The 15,317-nt window shown below is 43.4% G+C and carries 18 protein-coding genes; 5 read left to right on the top strand and 13 right to left on the bottom strand.

Going from position 1 to position 15,317, the window contains the following annotated elements:
• Nucleotides 1-6 precede the first annotated feature (6 nt).
• Nucleotides 7-477: a DUF29 domain-containing protein gene (locus HWQ44_RS05125; protein ID WP_292715738.1), complete on the bottom strand. Its 471-nt coding sequence runs from the start codon at nt 475-477 to the stop codon at nt 7-9.
• Between the two features lie 223 nt (nt 478-700).
• Here HWQ44_RS05125 and HWQ44_RS05120 point away from each other — a divergent pair, with 223 nt between their 5' ends.
• Both HWQ44_RS05120 and HWQ44_RS05115 read left to right on the top strand, forming a co-directional pair.
• Entirely contained in the window at nt 701-919 is a 219-nt protein-coding gene (locus HWQ44_RS05120; protein ID WP_292715736.1) for a hypothetical protein, read from the top strand.
• Nucleotides 916-1,185, top strand: coding sequence for a hypothetical protein (locus tag HWQ44_RS05115; protein WP_292715734.1), 270 nt, complete (start codon nt 916-918; stop codon nt 1,183-1,185). The genes HWQ44_RS05120 and HWQ44_RS05115 overlap by 4 nt, the downstream gene beginning before the upstream one ends.
• A gap of 75 nt (nt 1,186-1,260) precedes the next feature.
• Here HWQ44_RS05115 and HWQ44_RS05110 read toward each other — a convergent pair whose 3' ends face one another.
• From HWQ44_RS05110 to HWQ44_RS05100, 3 genes are all read right to left on the bottom strand, one after another.
• Complete coding sequence (locus tag HWQ44_RS05110; RefSeq protein ID WP_292715731.1) at nt 1,261-1,692, bottom strand: NUDIX hydrolase; 432 nt, start codon at nt 1,690-1,692, stop codon at nt 1,261-1,263.
• A gap of 8 nt (nt 1,693-1,700) precedes the next feature.
• Nucleotides 1,701-2,153, bottom strand: a complete 453-nt coding sequence (locus HWQ44_RS05105; protein ID WP_292715728.1) for a DUF3531 family protein — start codon at nt 2,151-2,153, stop codon at nt 1,701-1,703.
• Between the two features lie 74 nt (nt 2,154-2,227).
• A complete protein-coding gene (locus HWQ44_RS05100) occupies nt 2,228-3,184 on the bottom strand; it encodes a Sll0314/Alr1548 family TPR repeat-containing protein (RefSeq protein ID WP_292715725.1) in 957 nt (318 codons plus the stop codon).
• Between the two features lie 307 nt (nt 3,185-3,491).
• Here HWQ44_RS05100 and HWQ44_RS05095 point away from each other — a divergent pair, with 307 nt between their 5' ends.
• Nucleotides 3,492-4,166, top strand: coding sequence for an ABC transporter ATP-binding protein (locus HWQ44_RS05095; protein WP_292715722.1), 675 nt, complete (start codon nt 3,492-3,494; stop codon nt 4,164-4,166).
• 69 nt (nt 4,167-4,235) lie between these two features.
• On the top strand, nt 4,236-4,970 hold the full coding sequence (gene rsmG, locus HWQ44_RS05090) for a 16S rRNA (guanine(527)-N(7))-methyltransferase RsmG (RefSeq protein ID WP_292715719.1): 735 nt from the start codon (nt 4,236-4,238) through the stop codon (nt 4,968-4,970).
• A 127-nt stretch (nt 4,971-5,097) separates the two neighbouring features.
• On the opposite strand, the gene HWQ44_RS05085 is transcribed toward rsmG, so the two are convergent.
• From HWQ44_RS05085 to dnaJ, 7 genes are all read right to left on the bottom strand, one after another.
• The gene (locus tag HWQ44_RS05085) at nt 5,098-5,865 is read right to left on the bottom strand and encodes a superoxide dismutase (RefSeq protein ID WP_292715716.1); all 768 of its coding nucleotides are present in this window, start codon (nt 5,863-5,865) and stop codon (nt 5,098-5,100) included.
• Nucleotides 5,866-6,143: 278 nt separating this feature from the next.
• Entirely contained in the window at nt 6,144-7,733 is a 1,590-nt protein-coding gene (locus HWQ44_RS05080; RefSeq protein WP_292715713.1) for a glycoside hydrolase family 57 protein, read from the bottom strand.
• A gap of 602 nt (nt 7,734-8,335) precedes the next feature.
• Nucleotides 8,336-8,905 carry a Uma2 family endonuclease gene (locus HWQ44_RS05075; RefSeq protein ID WP_292715710.1) on the bottom strand — a complete coding sequence of 190 codons (570 nt, stop codon included), beginning with the start codon at nt 8,903-8,905 and terminating at the stop codon, nt 8,336-8,338.
• A 44-nt stretch (nt 8,906-8,949) separates the two neighbouring features.
• On the bottom strand, nt 8,950-9,690 hold the full coding sequence (locus HWQ44_RS05070; protein WP_292715707.1) for a Uma2 family endonuclease: 741 nt from the start codon (nt 9,688-9,690) through the stop codon (nt 8,950-8,952).
• Nucleotides 9,691-9,814: 124 nt separating this feature from the next.
• Nucleotides 9,815-10,924 carry a small ribosomal subunit biogenesis GTPase RsgA gene (gene rsgA, locus HWQ44_RS05065; protein ID WP_292715704.1) on the bottom strand — a complete coding sequence of 370 codons (1,110 nt, stop codon included), beginning with the start codon at nt 10,922-10,924 and terminating at the stop codon, nt 9,815-9,817.
• The gene (locus HWQ44_RS05060) at nt 10,921-11,178 is read right to left on the bottom strand and encodes a sulfurtransferase TusA family protein (protein ID WP_292715701.1); all 258 of its coding nucleotides are present in this window, start codon (nt 11,176-11,178) and stop codon (nt 10,921-10,923) included. The genes rsgA and HWQ44_RS05060 overlap by 4 nt, the downstream gene beginning before the upstream one ends.
• The gene (gene dnaJ / locus HWQ44_RS05055; RefSeq protein ID WP_229548044.1) at nt 11,178-12,308 is read right to left on the bottom strand and encodes a molecular chaperone DnaJ; all 1,131 of its coding nucleotides are present in this window, start codon (nt 12,306-12,308) and stop codon (nt 11,178-11,180) included. The genes HWQ44_RS05060 and dnaJ overlap by 1 nt, the downstream gene beginning before the upstream one ends.
• A 265-nt stretch (nt 12,309-12,573) precedes the next feature.
• Here dnaJ and HWQ44_RS05050 point away from each other — a divergent pair, with 265 nt between their 5' ends.
• Nucleotides 12,574-12,750, top strand: coding sequence for a hypothetical protein (locus HWQ44_RS05050; protein WP_292715693.1), 177 nt, complete (start codon nt 12,574-12,576; stop codon nt 12,748-12,750).
• 293 nt (nt 12,751-13,043) lie between these two features.
• Here the strand turns inward: HWQ44_RS05050 and HWQ44_RS05045 are convergent, their stop codons facing one another.
• Both HWQ44_RS05045 and dnaK read right to left on the bottom strand, forming a co-directional pair.
• Nucleotides 13,044-13,154, bottom strand: coding sequence for a toxin-antitoxin system HicB family antitoxin (locus HWQ44_RS05045; protein WP_292715691.1), 111 nt, complete (start codon nt 13,152-13,154; stop codon nt 13,044-13,046).
• 87 nt (nt 13,155-13,241) lie between these two features.
• Nucleotides 13,242-15,200, bottom strand: a complete 1,959-nt coding sequence (dnaK, locus tag HWQ44_RS05040; RefSeq protein ID WP_292715689.1) for a molecular chaperone DnaK — start codon at nt 15,198-15,200, stop codon at nt 13,242-13,244.
• Between the last annotated feature and the right edge of the window lie 117 nt (nt 15,201-15,317).

The following is a 15,317-nucleotide window of genomic DNA, read 5'->3' as shown; positions in this document are numbered from 1 at the left end:
TTCAAATTACTGCTCTGATTCATCTAGTAGCTTGCTTGGTTCACCGGGGTAGAAATCATAGTCCACAATCTCTACCAAACTGTAAGGACACTCTACCGGAAAAGTCCGCTTGGGCAAATCTGTTTCTCCAACAGCCAATTCGACACCTTTAAGGTAGGCTTTGCGAAGTGCTTCTTCAAGGTAGGGCTTTAGGCTAGGATTGTCTTCGAGCAGTTCAGCAATATCTAAGCGTTGAATCCGAAGTGTTGATAACCAGCTACGGCTACGGCGTTGGGATTGGTATTCCCATTTTAATAAATGTCCAATCAACACACTCAGACGGTTTCGCAGTTCTTGACGTTGCTGTTTACCCAAAGATTGAATCTCCTCAATCAGATTTTGCAGATCAATCTGACTCCACTGCTCATTGCGAAGTAAAGTTACTTGTTCCTTTGTCCAAGCGTAAAAATCAGTTTCGTAGAGGCTTGGTGAAAGCATTGGTATCTTTGGGTTTGTGTCAGGTACACCCATTAGGTTAGTTCAACCTCAACGTCTTTGCTTTTATTGTAGAACTGTCTCAAACTCTCTTAGTACTATTGAGAGAGATTACTTGCTCGTACTCAAACCTACTCTTCGGCTATGGAGCGATCGCACCCTAACAACCCCTACAGATTATAAGCTGAGATAATTTATAGTATGACTTTCGTAAAGATTAACAGCTATGACTGAGCTACTTGAACAAGCGATCGCTAAACTAAAAAATTTACCTGCCAATGAACAAGATGCGATCGCGGCGATGATTTTGGAAGAACTAGAAGATGAACGCCGTTGGGATCAAGCTTTTGCCCGTTCTCCAGATATGCTTGCCAAACTTGCAACCGAGGCAATGGCTGAATACCGTGCAGGTAAAACCCAAGAGTTAGATCCAGATACATTGTGAAGTCACGTATAACCGCTCAGTTTCGTCAAGGGTTTGCTGATCTACCTGAGCAAGTTCAAGAGCAAACCCGTCAGGCATACCGCCTTTTCAAACAAGATCCGAGCCATCCAAGCTTGCGCTTCAAAAAAGTACATCCAGAACTACCAATTTATTCAGCACGGATTAGCAAAAATTATCGAGCGGTTGGACAGTTAGATGGAGATACCATTATTTGGTTTTGGCTTGGTTCACACGCAGAGTATAACAAGTTGCTTTCTCATCTGTAGCGACAAAGTTCGATCGCATACTCCATTTAGATCAAAAGATGAGCGCTTACCATGAAGTTGAAATGTTCAAATGATTTATAAATATTCAAAAAATACTTCAGGTACTAATCGTAATTCACCAGATTTAAAGCGAGATATATCTATCCATAACGCTCTATGTTTATGATGTTGTGATTCTGAAAAAATTAGACTTTCCAGTTGATAAAATTTTGAATCAACAAAGTCACATTGATAAAGCTGAATGATTTCATGACCTTGCCTACCATTAAATGTAAATAGGTTCTCTATACAACCTAGATATTTAATATTCCTTAAGTCTGCCTGAATTTCCTCTTGAAACTCTCGTTCTAAGGCGGCGTGGCTGGTTTCGCCAAAATCAACACCACCGCCTAAAGCCCGATAAAATGTTTCTTGCTTTACGGGATCATAGCCTTCAGAAACAAATATGCGTTCGCCATCCCGAATTAGCCCCAAGGCTATTACCCGAATTTCGCCAGCTTTATTCATTTTTATAACTAATTATCGTAAATAGACTGAGGACGACTTTCGCTATCCTCAATAGGCCAATCTGGATTTTCGCCACCGATGTACAATTCTTCAATGGTGACATATTCCTGACTTAGCTGGGTGAGAGCGTTGATTAAAATATCCAATGCGATCGCATCACTGGTTCCTAAGTCAAACCAACAACGTCCCCACTGAGCCTCATATTCAAACTCACCAATGTTGTGCATCAGTGCTAGCAGGCTTTTGTCATAGCCTTGTTCATCATAATTCATGTAGCTGATATCGAGTCCAGTGTCCTGCACCTGAAGATTCTCTGCGTTAAATGCACCCAATTTACCCAGATAAAACCAGGAATTGAAAACTTCTTCTACATATTGTTTTTCACGCGCAGAAGGATTTGTGCTGAATTTCAGCCAAATCCACACATCAAAAGGATTAATTTCGCGGAACTGAATCTCCATTTTGGTCTAATATCTCAATTACTCTTCTGCAAATAAGCATATCAAAGTAGGGAGTGGGGAATGGGGAATGGGGGCTAAGGATTCTTCAAGCTAACAGCACTTCTGCGTTCACGCTCAATTTGTTTGACTAAATCGCCTGGGAGTTGGGATTTTTTAGTCAATGCTTTGTCAAAATTAGCGATCGCTTCTTGGATCATCTGCTGGCTTTTTTCTTTTTTCCCCAGTTCTTTCAGGATTTGAGCTTTGAGATAATAAATTTCTGGATTATCTGATGTGGTTTTGATCGCCCGATTGGCATAATCTAGTGCCTGTGGATACCTTTTTAAATCTCGGTAAGCAAGAGCAATACCCCGTTCCACGAGATACCCAGGAGCAGCATTTTGTTCTAAGCGTCCAATTGCCTGATCTGGGCTAGCAAAAGGCAAATTAACCGCCAATAATAAATCCATATAACCCTTGATTAAATTCAGTTCTGGATCGTTGGCAGAAATTGCTTCGGCTTTGTCTAAATATTCATAAACTTGTCGCAACCGACTAAAAGCTTGTGGCACACCGTTGACTGTACCTTCACGGCTGATAACTACTGCACCCTCTAAAAAATGACCAACAGCAGTATATAAATTACCACGCAATGGATCGCTAGAAATCAGCTTTTGTCCAGCTTCTAGAGTTTTCTGACTGTAGGTGTCGAGTTTAGCCCAATCCTTATTTCCGTATGCTAAAGATGCCTTCATAGCATAAGCTAGAGGTTCATTTGGCTCTTTGGATAGTGCTTGTTCCAGATAACGATCTGCTGCTGGATAGTTGCCCTGTTGGAAAATTGCTTTAAAAGCTGCTTCTGTTTGGTCGCCAATTTGATGAGGTTCGCGATCGCGAAATGGATCGCCAGCTAGGGACGGATTTACCCACAAATTAAGTGCGATTGCCCAAGGGGCAACGCCAAAGGCGAACGCAGCCGCAAAAGCAGTCTGAGCAAGGGTAGTGAGTTTAGCAGACACTACTAATCGAGGCGAAGAAAACTTTTTAGTCATTTTAACCCTCAGAATAATTGCGGTTGAAATAGTTGTATGTGTTACTTAGAATGCAAAAATGGTTAATTTAACTTGCCTTTGCTTCAACCAAAATTTTCTTATATATTGGTAATCTTTCCATGTTTCCAGGCTTCCTCTAGCCATTATTTCAGGCTTAGTCTGCCACAATGGAGAAAAAGTGGATAATTCTTGCTGCTAAATTAAGGTGTTAATCCAGGTAATGCGCTATAAATTTTTTTCCAGAATTTTCCAGATACTCTCAGTGTAGCTAATCAGTAATTTGCTGACTTTTTGGTAATCTTAACAAATGCTTTATCTCCGAAATGTAAATTATCATCCTACAGCGTGCCCAACAGCGATTCTCAAATCGATCAATTTAGAATTAGCACCCCAGCAGCTAGGTCTGATTATTGGCCCGAGTGGTTCCGGTAAAAGTACTTTACTAGAAATTTTGTCGGGACTAGCGGAACCCACTACCGGCGCACTCTTCTGGCGGGAACAAGAACTTATAGCCGAGCAGTTACAACAATTAGCCGGGTTGGTATTTCAGTTTCCAGAGCGGCATTTTTGCGGTGGTTCGATTTTAGAAGAATTGCGTTTAGGACATCCTGAGTTAGGGTCAGAACGAGTCAGACAGTCCCTAAGTGAGGTGGGATTAGAGCATTTATCGCTTTCCGCCGCTCCCCATGCTTTGAGCGGTGGTCAGCAACGACGTTTAGCTTTAGCAGTCCAATTGATTCGCCAGCCAAATTTACTGTTATTGGATGAACCCACAGCTGGTTTAGATTGGTCAATGCGGCGGCAACTGGTAAATTTATTAGCGAAACTGAAACAAGATTGGACATTGTTGATCGTGACACATGATGCTGGGGATTTGTTAGCGATCGCAGACCGTTGCTGGACACTCAACCACGGTGAATTACAATCAGTAGACCCAAAGACATTAGAAGCCAAAATTAAAGAACCTCTACCAGTAGTGTGAGAGGAAAGCAGGGGAAGATAAGGGGGACAAGCAGAATAACTATGCCCCATACCAAATGACAAATGACAAATGACTAACTTATTGCCTGAGATGGCAGAAATCTGGCAGCAAACTCTTAATTGGCAACCAACTGTCCAACAACAAGCGCAATTCCAAAGGCTTTATGAGTTAATCCTAGAAGGTAATCGCCAACTAAATTTAACTCGGATCACTGACCCTCAAGAGTTTTGGGAAAAACATCTCTGGGATTCTCTGCGAGGAATTGCACCCCTATTATCAGCAAATTTCTCCCCTGCTTCCCCTAATCTCATCGATATTGGTACAGGTGCAGGTTTTCCGGGTGTTCCAGTGACAATTACTGTACCTAATTGCACAATTACTCTTCTCGATTCCACTCGGAAAAAAATTACTTTTCTCGACAATATATTAACTGAACTTGCCCTTACCAATGCCAAAACTCTCGTTGCTAGAGCTGAAGAAATCGGTCAGCACGGCCAGCATCGACTAGCTTACGATATTGCATTGATCCGTGCTGTAGGGGCAACCTCTGTCTGTGCAGAATATACCCTACCACTTCTCAAACAGGGAGGTTTAGCCATAATTTATCGCGGTAATTGGACAGAGGATGAAACAACTGCCTTGCAGAATGCTGTGAACCAGTTGGGTGGCGTGATTGAATCAATTGAACAATTTACAACACCCCTGAGTCACAGCATTCGACACTGTGTGTATTTGCGTAAGGTAGCCACCACACCAGTTCAGTTTCCCCGTCCTATTGGTATACCTACTCAAAAGCCTCTTTGACTAATTCGTAATTCGTAATTAAAAAGGGTACAAGCGTCTACTGATTGTAATTACAAATTACTTTGACAGGAGCGGAAGATAAACTTTTTATTTTTTGTTATCTCCCTGTTTTTCTTTGTCTCAATGTTTAAGCAAATTTACTTGCTGCTGCAAACCGCTTGTTAATTTCATCCCAATTAACCACGTTCCACCAAGCATCTAAATAATCGGCGCGGCGATTCTGATAATTGAGATAATATGCATGTTCCCATACATCATTACCCAGGATGGGATATTTACCCGAACTTAAAGGACTATCTTGGTTAGCTGTAGTTGTCACTTCCAACTTGCCATCTTTGTTACGTACTAGCCAAACCCAACCACTACCAAAACGACTAGCCCCAGCTTCGTTAAACTGTTTTTTGAAAGCTGCAAAAGAGCCAAAACTTTGATTAATTGCGGAAGCTATATTTCCTGTTGGTTCTCCCCCTCCTTTCGGCTTCATAATTTCCCAAAACATTGAGTGGTTGACATGACCACCGCCATTATTCCGTACTACTCTGCGAATATCTTGTGGTACATTGTCAAGTTTCCGCAACAGTTCTTCAACAGTTTTGCCTTTTAGTTCTGGGTGTTTGTCTAAGGCTGCATTCAGGTTTTTCACATAAGTTGCGTGGTGTTTATCATGGTGAAACTGCATCGTTTTGGCATCGATATGTGGTTCCAGTGCTTCGTAGGCGTAAGCTAAAGGCGGGAGTTTGATAGCCCCTGTTGTATTTGGAGTTTTACTTGGTGTTGCCTCAGGAGTTGCAGTATTTCCATTAGGAGATTTCTCTGCTAATGCACAAGCATCTAATGCAAAAGCACCCGCACCTGCTGTAAGTAAGAACAAGAAATGGCGTCGATTAATAGTCATATAAGTTTTTGCAGCGAATCTATTAAGTCTCTATTGCAGTTTTTATTTTCTTAGATTCTGGCTACAAAAAATCGGGAATTGGCGATTATTTATCGTAGTTTAAGAAACTATTTATAAAATAAAAATTAAATTACTATAAGGTGTGTTAGCTGCATATTTCGATATAATAATTACACACTGTCATATATTACTTGCAAGTCCCTAAAATAAACGCTCCTCACTACTAAATATAAGGTGGGCATTGCCCACCTTACTGCTGTTGATTACTTTATGTGAGACTATAACGGACGGTAGACGCGGTAGTTGATTTCGGGGAAGATATTATCCATTAACTCGACTTTTTCCAGCCAACCACTGTCAATTTTGCCGATTTTAACGTCTTCGTAGAGCTTATTGAACCGCATCAGGTGCGATCGCGTCCGTCTGACTGCATAGGGTACCATAGTTCCCGTCCGCATAATAAATGCCCAGTCAGAAGATTGTGCTAATAACAATTCCCGCGCCGCTTGGTTCAATGCTTTTTCCCCCAACTCATCCTCTGGTTCCAGATGGGAGATTTCAATCATCCGTTCAGCGGCTTTGTGCAAATGCGGATAAATCCACGCATTCGTTTCATTCAACCAATACTCGTGGAAACCCTTGAAACCCCAACTCGACTGCGAAGGACGACAGACTTGCTGAGTTGGCTGATCTCGCAAATAGTCTGCTAAATGGGTCATTTGATATGTTCCTTGGTCATACCATGATTTGCGGAATAGATAATCGATAAACCAAGGGCCTTCATACCACCAATGTCCAAATAACTCTGCGTCATAAGGCGAAACGATAATTGGCGGACGGTGCATTATACCATGTAAATGCTCAGATTGCCGCTCTCGGTTATACATAAAGTTATCAGCGTGTTCTGCGGCCTTTTCCCTAGCCCAATAAGGATCGTAGAGCGCCTTATCTGACAGCCCTAAGCCACGCCCCGTAATTTTGTGATACTTAATGCCCGTATTTTTCCGTTGACCATTGGGCATAATGTAGGGCTTGATGTACTCATATTCTGCTTCCCAACCCAAATCTTTGTAAAATTCCCGATATTCCGCCGCCCCAGGATAGCCCACTTCAGAAGACCATACCTGTTGGGAAGATTCATGATCTCGACCAAAGACAGCAACACCAGTTTCTGTATAAATTGGGGCATAAGTGCCAAAGCGGGGACGGGGACGGGCGTAAAGGATACCATGCCCATCAGTGAGGAAGTAGCGTAACCCAGCATCCGCTAGCATCCGGTCTAAATCTTCATAGTAGGCACATTCAGGCAACCAAATGCCTCTGGGTGCTTGTCCAAAGGTTTGTTCGTAATGTTCACAGGCTACCTGAATTTGCGCCCACACTGCTTGCGGATACATTTTCATCAACGGTAAATAGCCGTGAGTAGCGCCGCAAGTGATAATTTCCAGGTTATTACTGTCTTGGAACTTCTTAAAAGCTGTCACCAAGTCTCCGCCGTAGCGTTCCCATAGCTGACGTGCTTCGCTAAACTCAGTAGCGTAATGTTCGGCTAAATAACGAAGATGTCCGTTGTTGACATTATGTTCTGCTTCTAGTGCTATAAGTTCTTCTAGTTGAGCTAAGTGGGCTTCGTAGCGTTCTTGAAGCAGAGGATCGCGAAGCATCGACACTAAAGGGGGTGTCATACTCATCGTGATTTTAAAGTCGATACCGTCTCGCTTTAAGCCTTCAAATACTTTCAATAATGGGATGTAAGTTTCTGTGATGGCTTCATAGAGCCATTCTTCCTCCAGCACGTAGTCACTTTCCGGGTGACGAACGAAGGGCAGATGTGCGTGGAGTACAAGCGCGACGTAGCCGATAGCCATAGTGATTTTGGGGTGATACTTGTAAGTTGAAGGTCGAGAGGTTTGGCTGAAATTAACAATATTTTAAGACTTTATGGGGATCGTAAGAATAGTTTTCAATTGAGTTAATTACAGTGCTTGTGAGGGCACAACATTTGTTATGCCTCCACCGCCTTTTGTTTTCAACTAGTTGTAAAATCTGCCTATTTGTTTATTGTATAATCCTGTAATGAAAATATTTACTCAGGCTCAAGACCTTTAGCTGGTAAGCATTCTGCCAATTTTTCAGCTAACTCACCTCAACAATTTAAGGTGCATTAGCCTACGGCGTAACACACCCTACTTCAAATTTATATTTCTTCATATACATTGAATATTGATCGCCGACTTACTCAATTTCGGGTTTGCTTCTTCTCCCGGCAATATTCTGGGTTAACGTGCGTTTCTGTGGGAGACTCACGTTGGTTTAAAAAAAACGTCATTTATAACTGAGTCTTCCGAGAAATCTGGCAGTATTTTTTACTTTCTAACTTGGGTTCCTACTGGCTCTGCTCTTTGCCTAGTTTATTGGTGCAGCTGAGTTTGATGAGCGATGCCTACAGCGGGCTACGCCTACGCTAGAATTATCCAAAAAAACGCTGAACTCGAATGCCGAAACCTGGTAACAGTGGTGATGTGATTTCGTCATCAGCCAACAAGGTTGCGATCAGTTTTAATTGGGCAGCTTCTCGGCGATAAACTTCTAGCTGCTGTAATTGCCAATTTGCAATCCAATATTCTTGGACTCCTGTGGATGAGTATAGTTTCAGCTTGGCTTCTCGATCTCGACGTTCGTTAGTTGTCCCAGGAGAAAGCACTTCCACAATGAGTTCTGGCGCTCCTCTCAAATGCCCTTCATCGTCTAGCAATTGTGCTAAACGCTCATGACTAATCCAAACTATGTCGGGTATAACATTATCGGCATCTGTAAAAATTATACCGGGAGTTGGACGGGTTTCCCCTAGCCCACTAGAGCGAGACCAAATTTGTAATTCTAAGCATATATTGCCCGCAGTGCCTTGATGTTTCCAGTGAGGCGCTCTAGTCACAAATAGTTCTCCGTCAATAATCTCATAGCGCTTCCATTCGTCAGTTGCAAGTAATTCTAAGTCTGAGATTGTCCAACGGACTTTATTAGATATTGTTTGGTTCATAGCATTATTTTCCTATGCCTAGTTTAGAGATAAAATTCTATTTTTCAGAATATTTGCTCAGGATCAATACCTGCGGCTCGTAAGCGTTCTGCTAAGATTGCAGCCCGTTGACGTTCTTGTTCTAGTTGTTGATTTGTTTGCTCTAACTGTTGGTTTACCTGCTCTAACTGTTGATTTGATTCTTCCTCTGGCAACATCACCAGCTGCCTATCTGGTGTAAAAAAGCGTAATTTGCCCAAATATACTGTCAAATACAGCCCTAACTGCTGACTCCACAACCAACCCGACTCAGTGGGTACAAGTTCTTGATACTGCCCATCAACTAAGTGAAATCCCTGTAATTCTAGGTTATTTGGATCAAACCAAAAGTAATCTGGAGTGCGAAATGTATTTTGGTAAATTTGCTTTTTTAAACCTTTATCAACCGAGGCAGTGGAATTAGATAATAGCTCAATAATCACATTGGGGTATTTGCCGTCTTCTTGCCACACAACCCAGCTTTTGCGGTCTTTTTTCTCTGTATCTAAAACCACAAAAAAATCCGGCCCTCGAAATTCTTCTGACTTTTTCTGATTGGGACTGAAATAGATTGTCAGGTTGCCGGTAGCATAAAAATCCTCGCGATCGCGCCACCACCATTTAATCAGGCGGATGAGTAAATCGATTTGTTCGCGGTGTAAGTCAGATTCCAAGGGGGGTTCGTCACTATAGATATCACCCGGTGGGAAAATTATACTCTCAGTGACATCTTCTAAACTAGGGGTAGTGGCAAGAGGCTGAGACATACAAGATAGTTTTTATGTTTGTATCTATGCTATCGTGACCAACCTCTGCATGATGAATGCGACACCGATAGCGTAGCGGTAGCGAGTCCGCGAGCGTCACAGCCCGTCGTAGACATCGCACTCCTTATTCCTCATCCCGATATAACTCTTGCAAGTCTTGTAACTGAGTCTTTCGGGAAATCCGGCGATATTTTTTACTTTCTAACTTGGGTTCGTATTGACTCTGCCCTTTGCCTTTACTTTTGCTTTTTAACTTCATGGTAGATTCTGGATCAGCTTGTTGGTGTAGATGTGTTTGATGAGCGATCGCAGCATCCAAAAATTCTAAATAATGTTGATATCGTTCCCAGTCTCCCCGCACTGCACACTCAGGTTCGTCTCGATGCAGACAATCACTAAACCGACAGCTTGCAATTGCTAACCGCTTTCTGGCTTCTGGGAAATAGTGGATTAATTCTTCTGGGATACAATCCATATCAGGCTGATTAAAACCGGGAGTATCAGCCAGCAAACCACCACTAGGCAACTCAAATAATTCTATATGCCGAGTGGTATGACGACCACGAGCCAGTTTACCAGAAACTTCTCCGACTCGCAGCTTTGCAGAGTCAATCAGCGTATTAATTAAGCTGGATTTACCAACCCCGGAAGGCCCAGCAATTACAGTAATTTTATTGCTCAAATATTTGCCTGCTTGGTCGGTATTAATACCATCTTTAACGCTGATAAAGATTGTTTGATAGCCCCAACTGAGCAGGCGATCGCTAACTTTTTGTTGTTCCTGGACTGAAATTAAATCACTTTTATTCAAGCATAAAAGCACATCCAAGTCAGTAGACTCAGCCTTAATCAGAAACCGACTCAGCTGATAAGGTTCCAAAGGTGGATCGGCAACGGCAAAGACCAATAGGATTTGGTTGACATTGGCGATCGCCGGACGATCTAACTCACTTTGACGGGGTAGAACATCAGCGATCGCACCCCGTCCTCCAGCCCAATCTGGTTCTTCTACCAGAACGCGATCGCCTACCATCACCTGTTGTCCGATTTTTTTCAGGCGTGTTCTCCGGGTACAAAGCAAGAGAGGGGGATAAGGAAGATGAGAAGGATCTTGCTCCCTCATCTCCCTCATCTCCCCATCCTCTTGATCCAGATGTACTCGATAAAAATTAGCCTGTACAGCCACTACAGTACCCAATAGCTGTCCAGTTGCGGCAAAATTTTCCCCTGTCATTGGTCAGTAAGTGGACGACGCACTAACAGAGAAAAATAACTCGTGTAGTCTGTAATTTGTTCCACCTGATAACCTGCCATTGTCAGACTATCAGGAACCTGCTCAATCGGCTCACCTGGGTCTAGCCAGACTTCTAGCAAACCTCCCAATGGCATTTTCTCCAGACGTAGTTTTGTCCGCACGAAATTAATCGGGCAAGGGGTGCCGCGTAAATCAAGTTGAGCATCGGGAGTTAAAACAGAAGAGGGCTTCATCACTTAAATAAATTTCCCAAGAATCCTTCTAGACCGCCTTTACCAGTGCGATCACCCTTAATTTTAGCCAGCTTCTCCAATAGTTCCCTCTCCTCTGGGGTGACTTTATTGGGAATATCAATTAATACGTTCAGCATATGATCCCCACGACTAACGGGATTACCCAAGCGGGGTACGCCGCGATTTTCCAACTTCATCACCGTATTCGGCTGAGTTCCAGCTGGAAGAATCAGTTCCACTGGCCCATCTACCGTATCTACCTCTAACCGACAACCTAAAATTGCTTGCAGGTAGCTAACTTTGATTTCCGAGAGAATATTAATACCATCCCGTTGGAATTCCTCGTCCTCATTTACGAACAAGTAGACGTACAAATCCCCAGGAGGGCCACTACGTTGACCTGCATCTCCTTCACTAGAAATCCGCAAGCGAGTGCCATTATCCACCCCAGCGGGAATGGTAATTTTGAGTTTCTTAGTGACTTGATTTGCGCCCTTACCATCACAAGCATCACACTTATCTTCAATTACCATCCCTGTTCCATTACAGGTAGGACAAGTCGATACTTGAGTGAAACTGCCAAAGGGTGTTCTCGTGACACGGCGGACTTGACCCGATCCGGTACAAGTAGAACAAGTCCGAGGGCGGGTTCCAGGTTTAGCACCAGAACCACTACAGACTTCACAATTTTCTAAATGGGAAATGCGAATTTCTTTTTCGCCGCCAAATACCGCTTCCCGAAAGTCTAACTTTAGGTCTAGCCGCAGGTCATCACCCCTGGCCGGCCCACTGCGCCGTCTTTGTTGCGTGGGACTACCCATACCGCCAGCAAAACCACTAAAAATACTTTCAAAGATATCGGCAAAACCACCCATATCGCCAACATCTTGAAAGCCCGCGCCAGCAGCACCTGACACACCCTCTGGCCCAAAGCGATCGTAACGAGCGCGGGTTTCGGGTTCTGAGAGTACCTCATAAGCACGGTTAATTTCTTTAAAGCGATCCTCCGCTCCCGGTTCTTTGTTCACATCTGGGTGATACTTCCGGGCTAAACGGCGATAGGCTTGTTTGATTTCTTCTTTGTCGGTGTCGCGAGAGACACCCAGGATTTCATAATAGTCGCGGGCCATATAGCAAAGGTAAAAGTTAGAAGGAAGAAAGCAGAAGTCAGTAGAAGGTCACGGTCACTTGCTACCCTACGGAAAAGTGTTTTGCTTACAGATATGCAAGAGCAACACAGTATTCTTCAGAAGGTGGCTTGCCGGAGGTCAGGCAGAAGATAAAATTAATTTTTGTTAATAAATTGATTTTACCCTTTAGCTTTTACAAAAATCACCGACAAATCTTGAGCAACAGATGCTTTCCTCGTGGAAGACGACAAAAGCCACAGAAGTTATGAGCAGGCGAAGCCTCTGCTTAGACTTCTCACTGCCGAGTCGGCTGTCTCTTTTACAATTGTGCTACGTAGGAGAGGAAAACCCCGCCCATCAACCAGAGGGGCTAGCCGCACCATTAGGTGTGGAAAACCACCCTTATGCAATGGAAGTGGATCTGAACTGGCATACTGCCTAGCCCAAAGTAATTTGCTTCTACAATCTAGCAAACCGCTGGGGTCTTGTGAAACTTCGCTAAATTTATAATCAATATATTTTAATTGATTTAGATATTCTACTAATTTGGGCTTTTGGACAAAAAAAATTTGTTCGCCTATTTGCGCGAACAAAACGAATGATTAATCTAGTTTATAGTTTTCCGCCTCTTCTATCAGGCTAATATTGGTCAGGTGTGCAATCGTTGCCGCCCCCTGTTCATTCCCACCCTACTAAGAGTCCAGGGTGGGGACTTTTGCGATCCTGTTAACTAATTTAACTAGCATACAGGTATAAGCTTTTTTCGACCAACGAGTTAAGGCTTTGTCCCACTTTCTTTGCTTTGACTACAATTTTTTTGTCTAAATCAGGGTGAATTCTTACCATGAATTTATCTTAATTATTGAGCAATGGTCTATACTTTGGCTTCTCTACGAGACGCACTCGCGTTCGCTCAGTACAAGTGCCCAATTCCTAATCTATCGCCTCATAATCAGCTTGTGCGGTACTTTCTTCGTCAAAATCAAAGTTGAATTGTGGTATCAGTGTGCCATTCATTGGTGAGTCGATTTCTGGGGTAAAGAGACTAGCTGAAGCCTCCTCAATCTCATCACTTTGGCTATTAGCTCGATTGTAGACATCAGCACCAATTGCAAACAAGGTTTGTTGGAAGTCGTCTAAGCGCTGCTTAAATTCCACTGTGGAAATGCTGGAGTCAATCATTGCAGCTTGGAGTTGTGAAACTTTTTCACTAGCCAAGGTTTTCATCTGGTCGCCAATAAAGTTGCTATTATCTTTGATGGTGGATTCGTAACTGAATAACAGATTATCGGCTTGGTTTTTGAGTTCAACCAGTTCTTTACGTCTTCTATCTTCTTCGCCAAACAGTTCGGCCTCTTGGCGCATCCGTTCGACTTCGTTGCTACTCAAACCACCCGTATTGGTAATTCTGATACTTTGTTCTCTACCTGTACCTTTGTCTTGGGCAGAAACCTTCAGAATGCCGTTGACATCGATTTCAAAGGATACTTCAATTTGCGGCACACCACGGGGCGAGGGGGGAATTCCTGCCAGCAAAAACTTGCCGAGACTCTTGTTATCTCGTGACATTGCCCGTTCACCTTGGAGGATGTGAATTTCTACTGAGGTTTGCCCATCAACTGCGGTGGAAAAAACTTGTGACCGACTCGTAGGAATTGTGGTGTTGCGTTCAATGATTTTGGTGAACACTTCACCCAAAGTTTCAATTCCCAAGGACAGAGGGGTGACATCCAGTAGTAAGAGATTATCGACTTCGCCACCCAACACACCTGCTTGGATAGCCGCTCCCAATGCTACAGCTTCGTCAGGGTTGATGGAGCGATCGGGAGCTTTGCCATTGAAAAACTTAATTAGCGCATTTTGGACTGCGGGAATACGTGTAGAACCACCTACCAAAATAATCCGATCTATGGCTGGTGGTTTGAGATCCGCATCTTTGAGCGCTTGGATCATTGGTTCGATGGTCGCTTCAATTAATTTCGCTGCGAGTTCTTCAAATTTAGAGCGGCTGAGTTCCATCTCCAGATGCTTTGGCCCGGTGTCATCAGCGGTGATAAACGGCAAGTTGATGGAGGTATTCACCATACTGGAGAGTTCAATTTTTGCCTTTTCCGCTGCTTCCCGCAGGCGTTGCAGGGCCATCTTATCTTTGGAAAGGTCGATTTTCTCTTGTTCTTGGAAACGTTCCATCATCCAAAGGACGATCGCATTATCAAAGTCGTCTCCCCCCAAGTGGTTGTTACCACAAGTTGCTTTAACTTCAAAAACGCCATCCCCAAGTTGCAGGATCGATACGTCGAAGGTACCGCCTCCCAAGTCAAATACTAAAATTAGCTGCTCTTGGTCTTGCTTTTCCAATCCGAAAGCTAAAGCCGCAGCTGTTGGTTCATTAATGATTCGTAGGACTTCTAAACCTGCAATTGTGCCAGCATCTTTAGTTGCTTGTCTTTGGGCATCTGTGAAATATGCTGGTACGGTGATCACTGCTTGAGTCACCTCTTCACCTAAAAAGTTTTCCGCATCCTGCTTCAGCTTTTGCAGGATCATGGCGGACAGTTCTTGTGGCGTGTAGTTTTTGGAGCGAATTTGGACATCAACAGTATCATCTCGACCTTTAACACAGTTGTAGGGGACGCGATCGCGTTCTACTTCAGTGTCTTCCCAACGCCGCCCGATGAATCGTTTAATACTGTAAATTGTGTTTTCAGCATTGGTTACGGCTTGGCGCTTTGCCAATTGACCAACCAAGCGATCGCCACTCTTGCCAAATCCCACAATACTTGGAGTAGTTCGTCCCCCTTCAGAATTGGAGATCACAAGTGGTTGACCGCCCTCCAAAACTGCGACGCAACTGTTAGTAGTGCCTAAGTCGATTCCAATAACTTTTCCCATATTCGCCAGTATTTTTACTGAGTCTTTCTACTGTAATGTGTCGCGGACTAACTTTTATTCTCTAAACAAAGGCTAGCGGATAACGTCTGTGGAACCTCTGTTGCTGGTAGCAAAAGA

This window comes from Nostoc sp. JL34 (genome assembly GCF_017114945.1).
GTDB lineage: Bacteria > Cyanobacteriota > Cyanobacteriia > Cyanobacteriales > Nostocaceae > Nostoc.
Note: the sequence above shows the minus strand (reverse complement) of the source record. Positions and strands in the feature narration are given on the sequence as shown.

Excerpts from the sequence above, each read along its gene's own strand:
- HWQ44_RS05125 (WP_292715738.1), bottom strand. The coding sequence starts at position 477 with ATGCTTTCACCAAGCCTCTACGAAACTGATTTTTACGCTTGGACAAAG.
- HWQ44_RS05120 (WP_292715736.1), top strand. The coding sequence starts at position 701 with ATGACTGAGCTACTTGAACAAGCGATCGCTAAACTAAAAAATTTACCT.
- HWQ44_RS05110 (WP_292715731.1), bottom strand. The coding sequence starts at position 1,692 with ATGAATAAAGCTGGCGAAATTCGGGTAATAGCCTTGGGGCTAATTCGG.
- HWQ44_RS05105 (WP_292715728.1), bottom strand. The coding sequence starts at position 2,153 with ATGGAGATTCAGTTCCGCGAAATTAATCCTTTTGATGTGTGGATTTGG.
- HWQ44_RS05100 (WP_292715725.1), bottom strand. The coding sequence starts at position 3,184 with ATGACTAAAAAGTTTTCTTCGCCTCGATTAGTAGTGTCTGCTAAACTC.
- HWQ44_RS05095 (WP_292715722.1), top strand. The coding sequence starts at position 3,492 with ATGCTTTATCTCCGAAATGTAAATTATCATCCTACAGCGTGCCCAACA.
- rsmG (WP_292715719.1), top strand. The coding sequence starts at position 4,236 with ATGACTAACTTATTGCCTGAGATGGCAGAAATCTGGCAGCAAACTCTT.
- HWQ44_RS05085 (WP_292715716.1), bottom strand. The coding sequence starts at position 5,865 with ATGACTATTAATCGACGCCATTTCTTGTTCTTACTTACAGCAGGTGCG.
- HWQ44_RS05080 (WP_292715713.1), bottom strand. The coding sequence starts at position 7,733 with ATGGCTATCGGCTACGTCGCGCTTGTACTCCACGCACATCTGCCCTTC.
- HWQ44_RS05075 (WP_292715710.1), bottom strand. The coding sequence starts at position 8,905 with ATGAACCAAACAATATCTAATAAAGTCCGTTGGACAATCTCAGACTTA.
- HWQ44_RS05070 (WP_292715707.1), bottom strand. The coding sequence starts at position 9,690 with ATGTCTCAGCCTCTTGCCACTACCCCTAGTTTAGAAGATGTCACTGAG.
- rsgA (WP_292715704.1), bottom strand. The coding sequence starts at position 10,924 with ATGACAGGGGAAAATTTTGCCGCAACTGGACAGCTATTGGGTACTGTA.
- HWQ44_RS05060 (WP_292715701.1), bottom strand. The coding sequence starts at position 11,178 with ATGAAGCCCTCTTCTGTTTTAACTCCCGATGCTCAACTTGATTTACGC.
- dnaJ (WP_229548044.1), bottom strand. The coding sequence starts at position 12,308 with ATGGCCCGCGACTATTATGAAATCCTGGGTGTCTCTCGCGACACCGAC.
- HWQ44_RS05050 (WP_292715693.1), top strand. The coding sequence starts at position 12,574 with ATGAGCAGGCGAAGCCTCTGCTTAGACTTCTCACTGCCGAGTCGGCTG.
- HWQ44_RS05045 (WP_292715691.1), bottom strand. The coding sequence starts at position 13,154 with ATGGTAAGAATTCACCCTGATTTAGACAAAAAAATTGTAGTCAAAGCA.
- dnaK (WP_292715689.1), bottom strand. The coding sequence starts at position 15,200 with ATGGGAAAAGTTATTGGAATCGACTTAGGCACTACTAACAGTTGCGTC.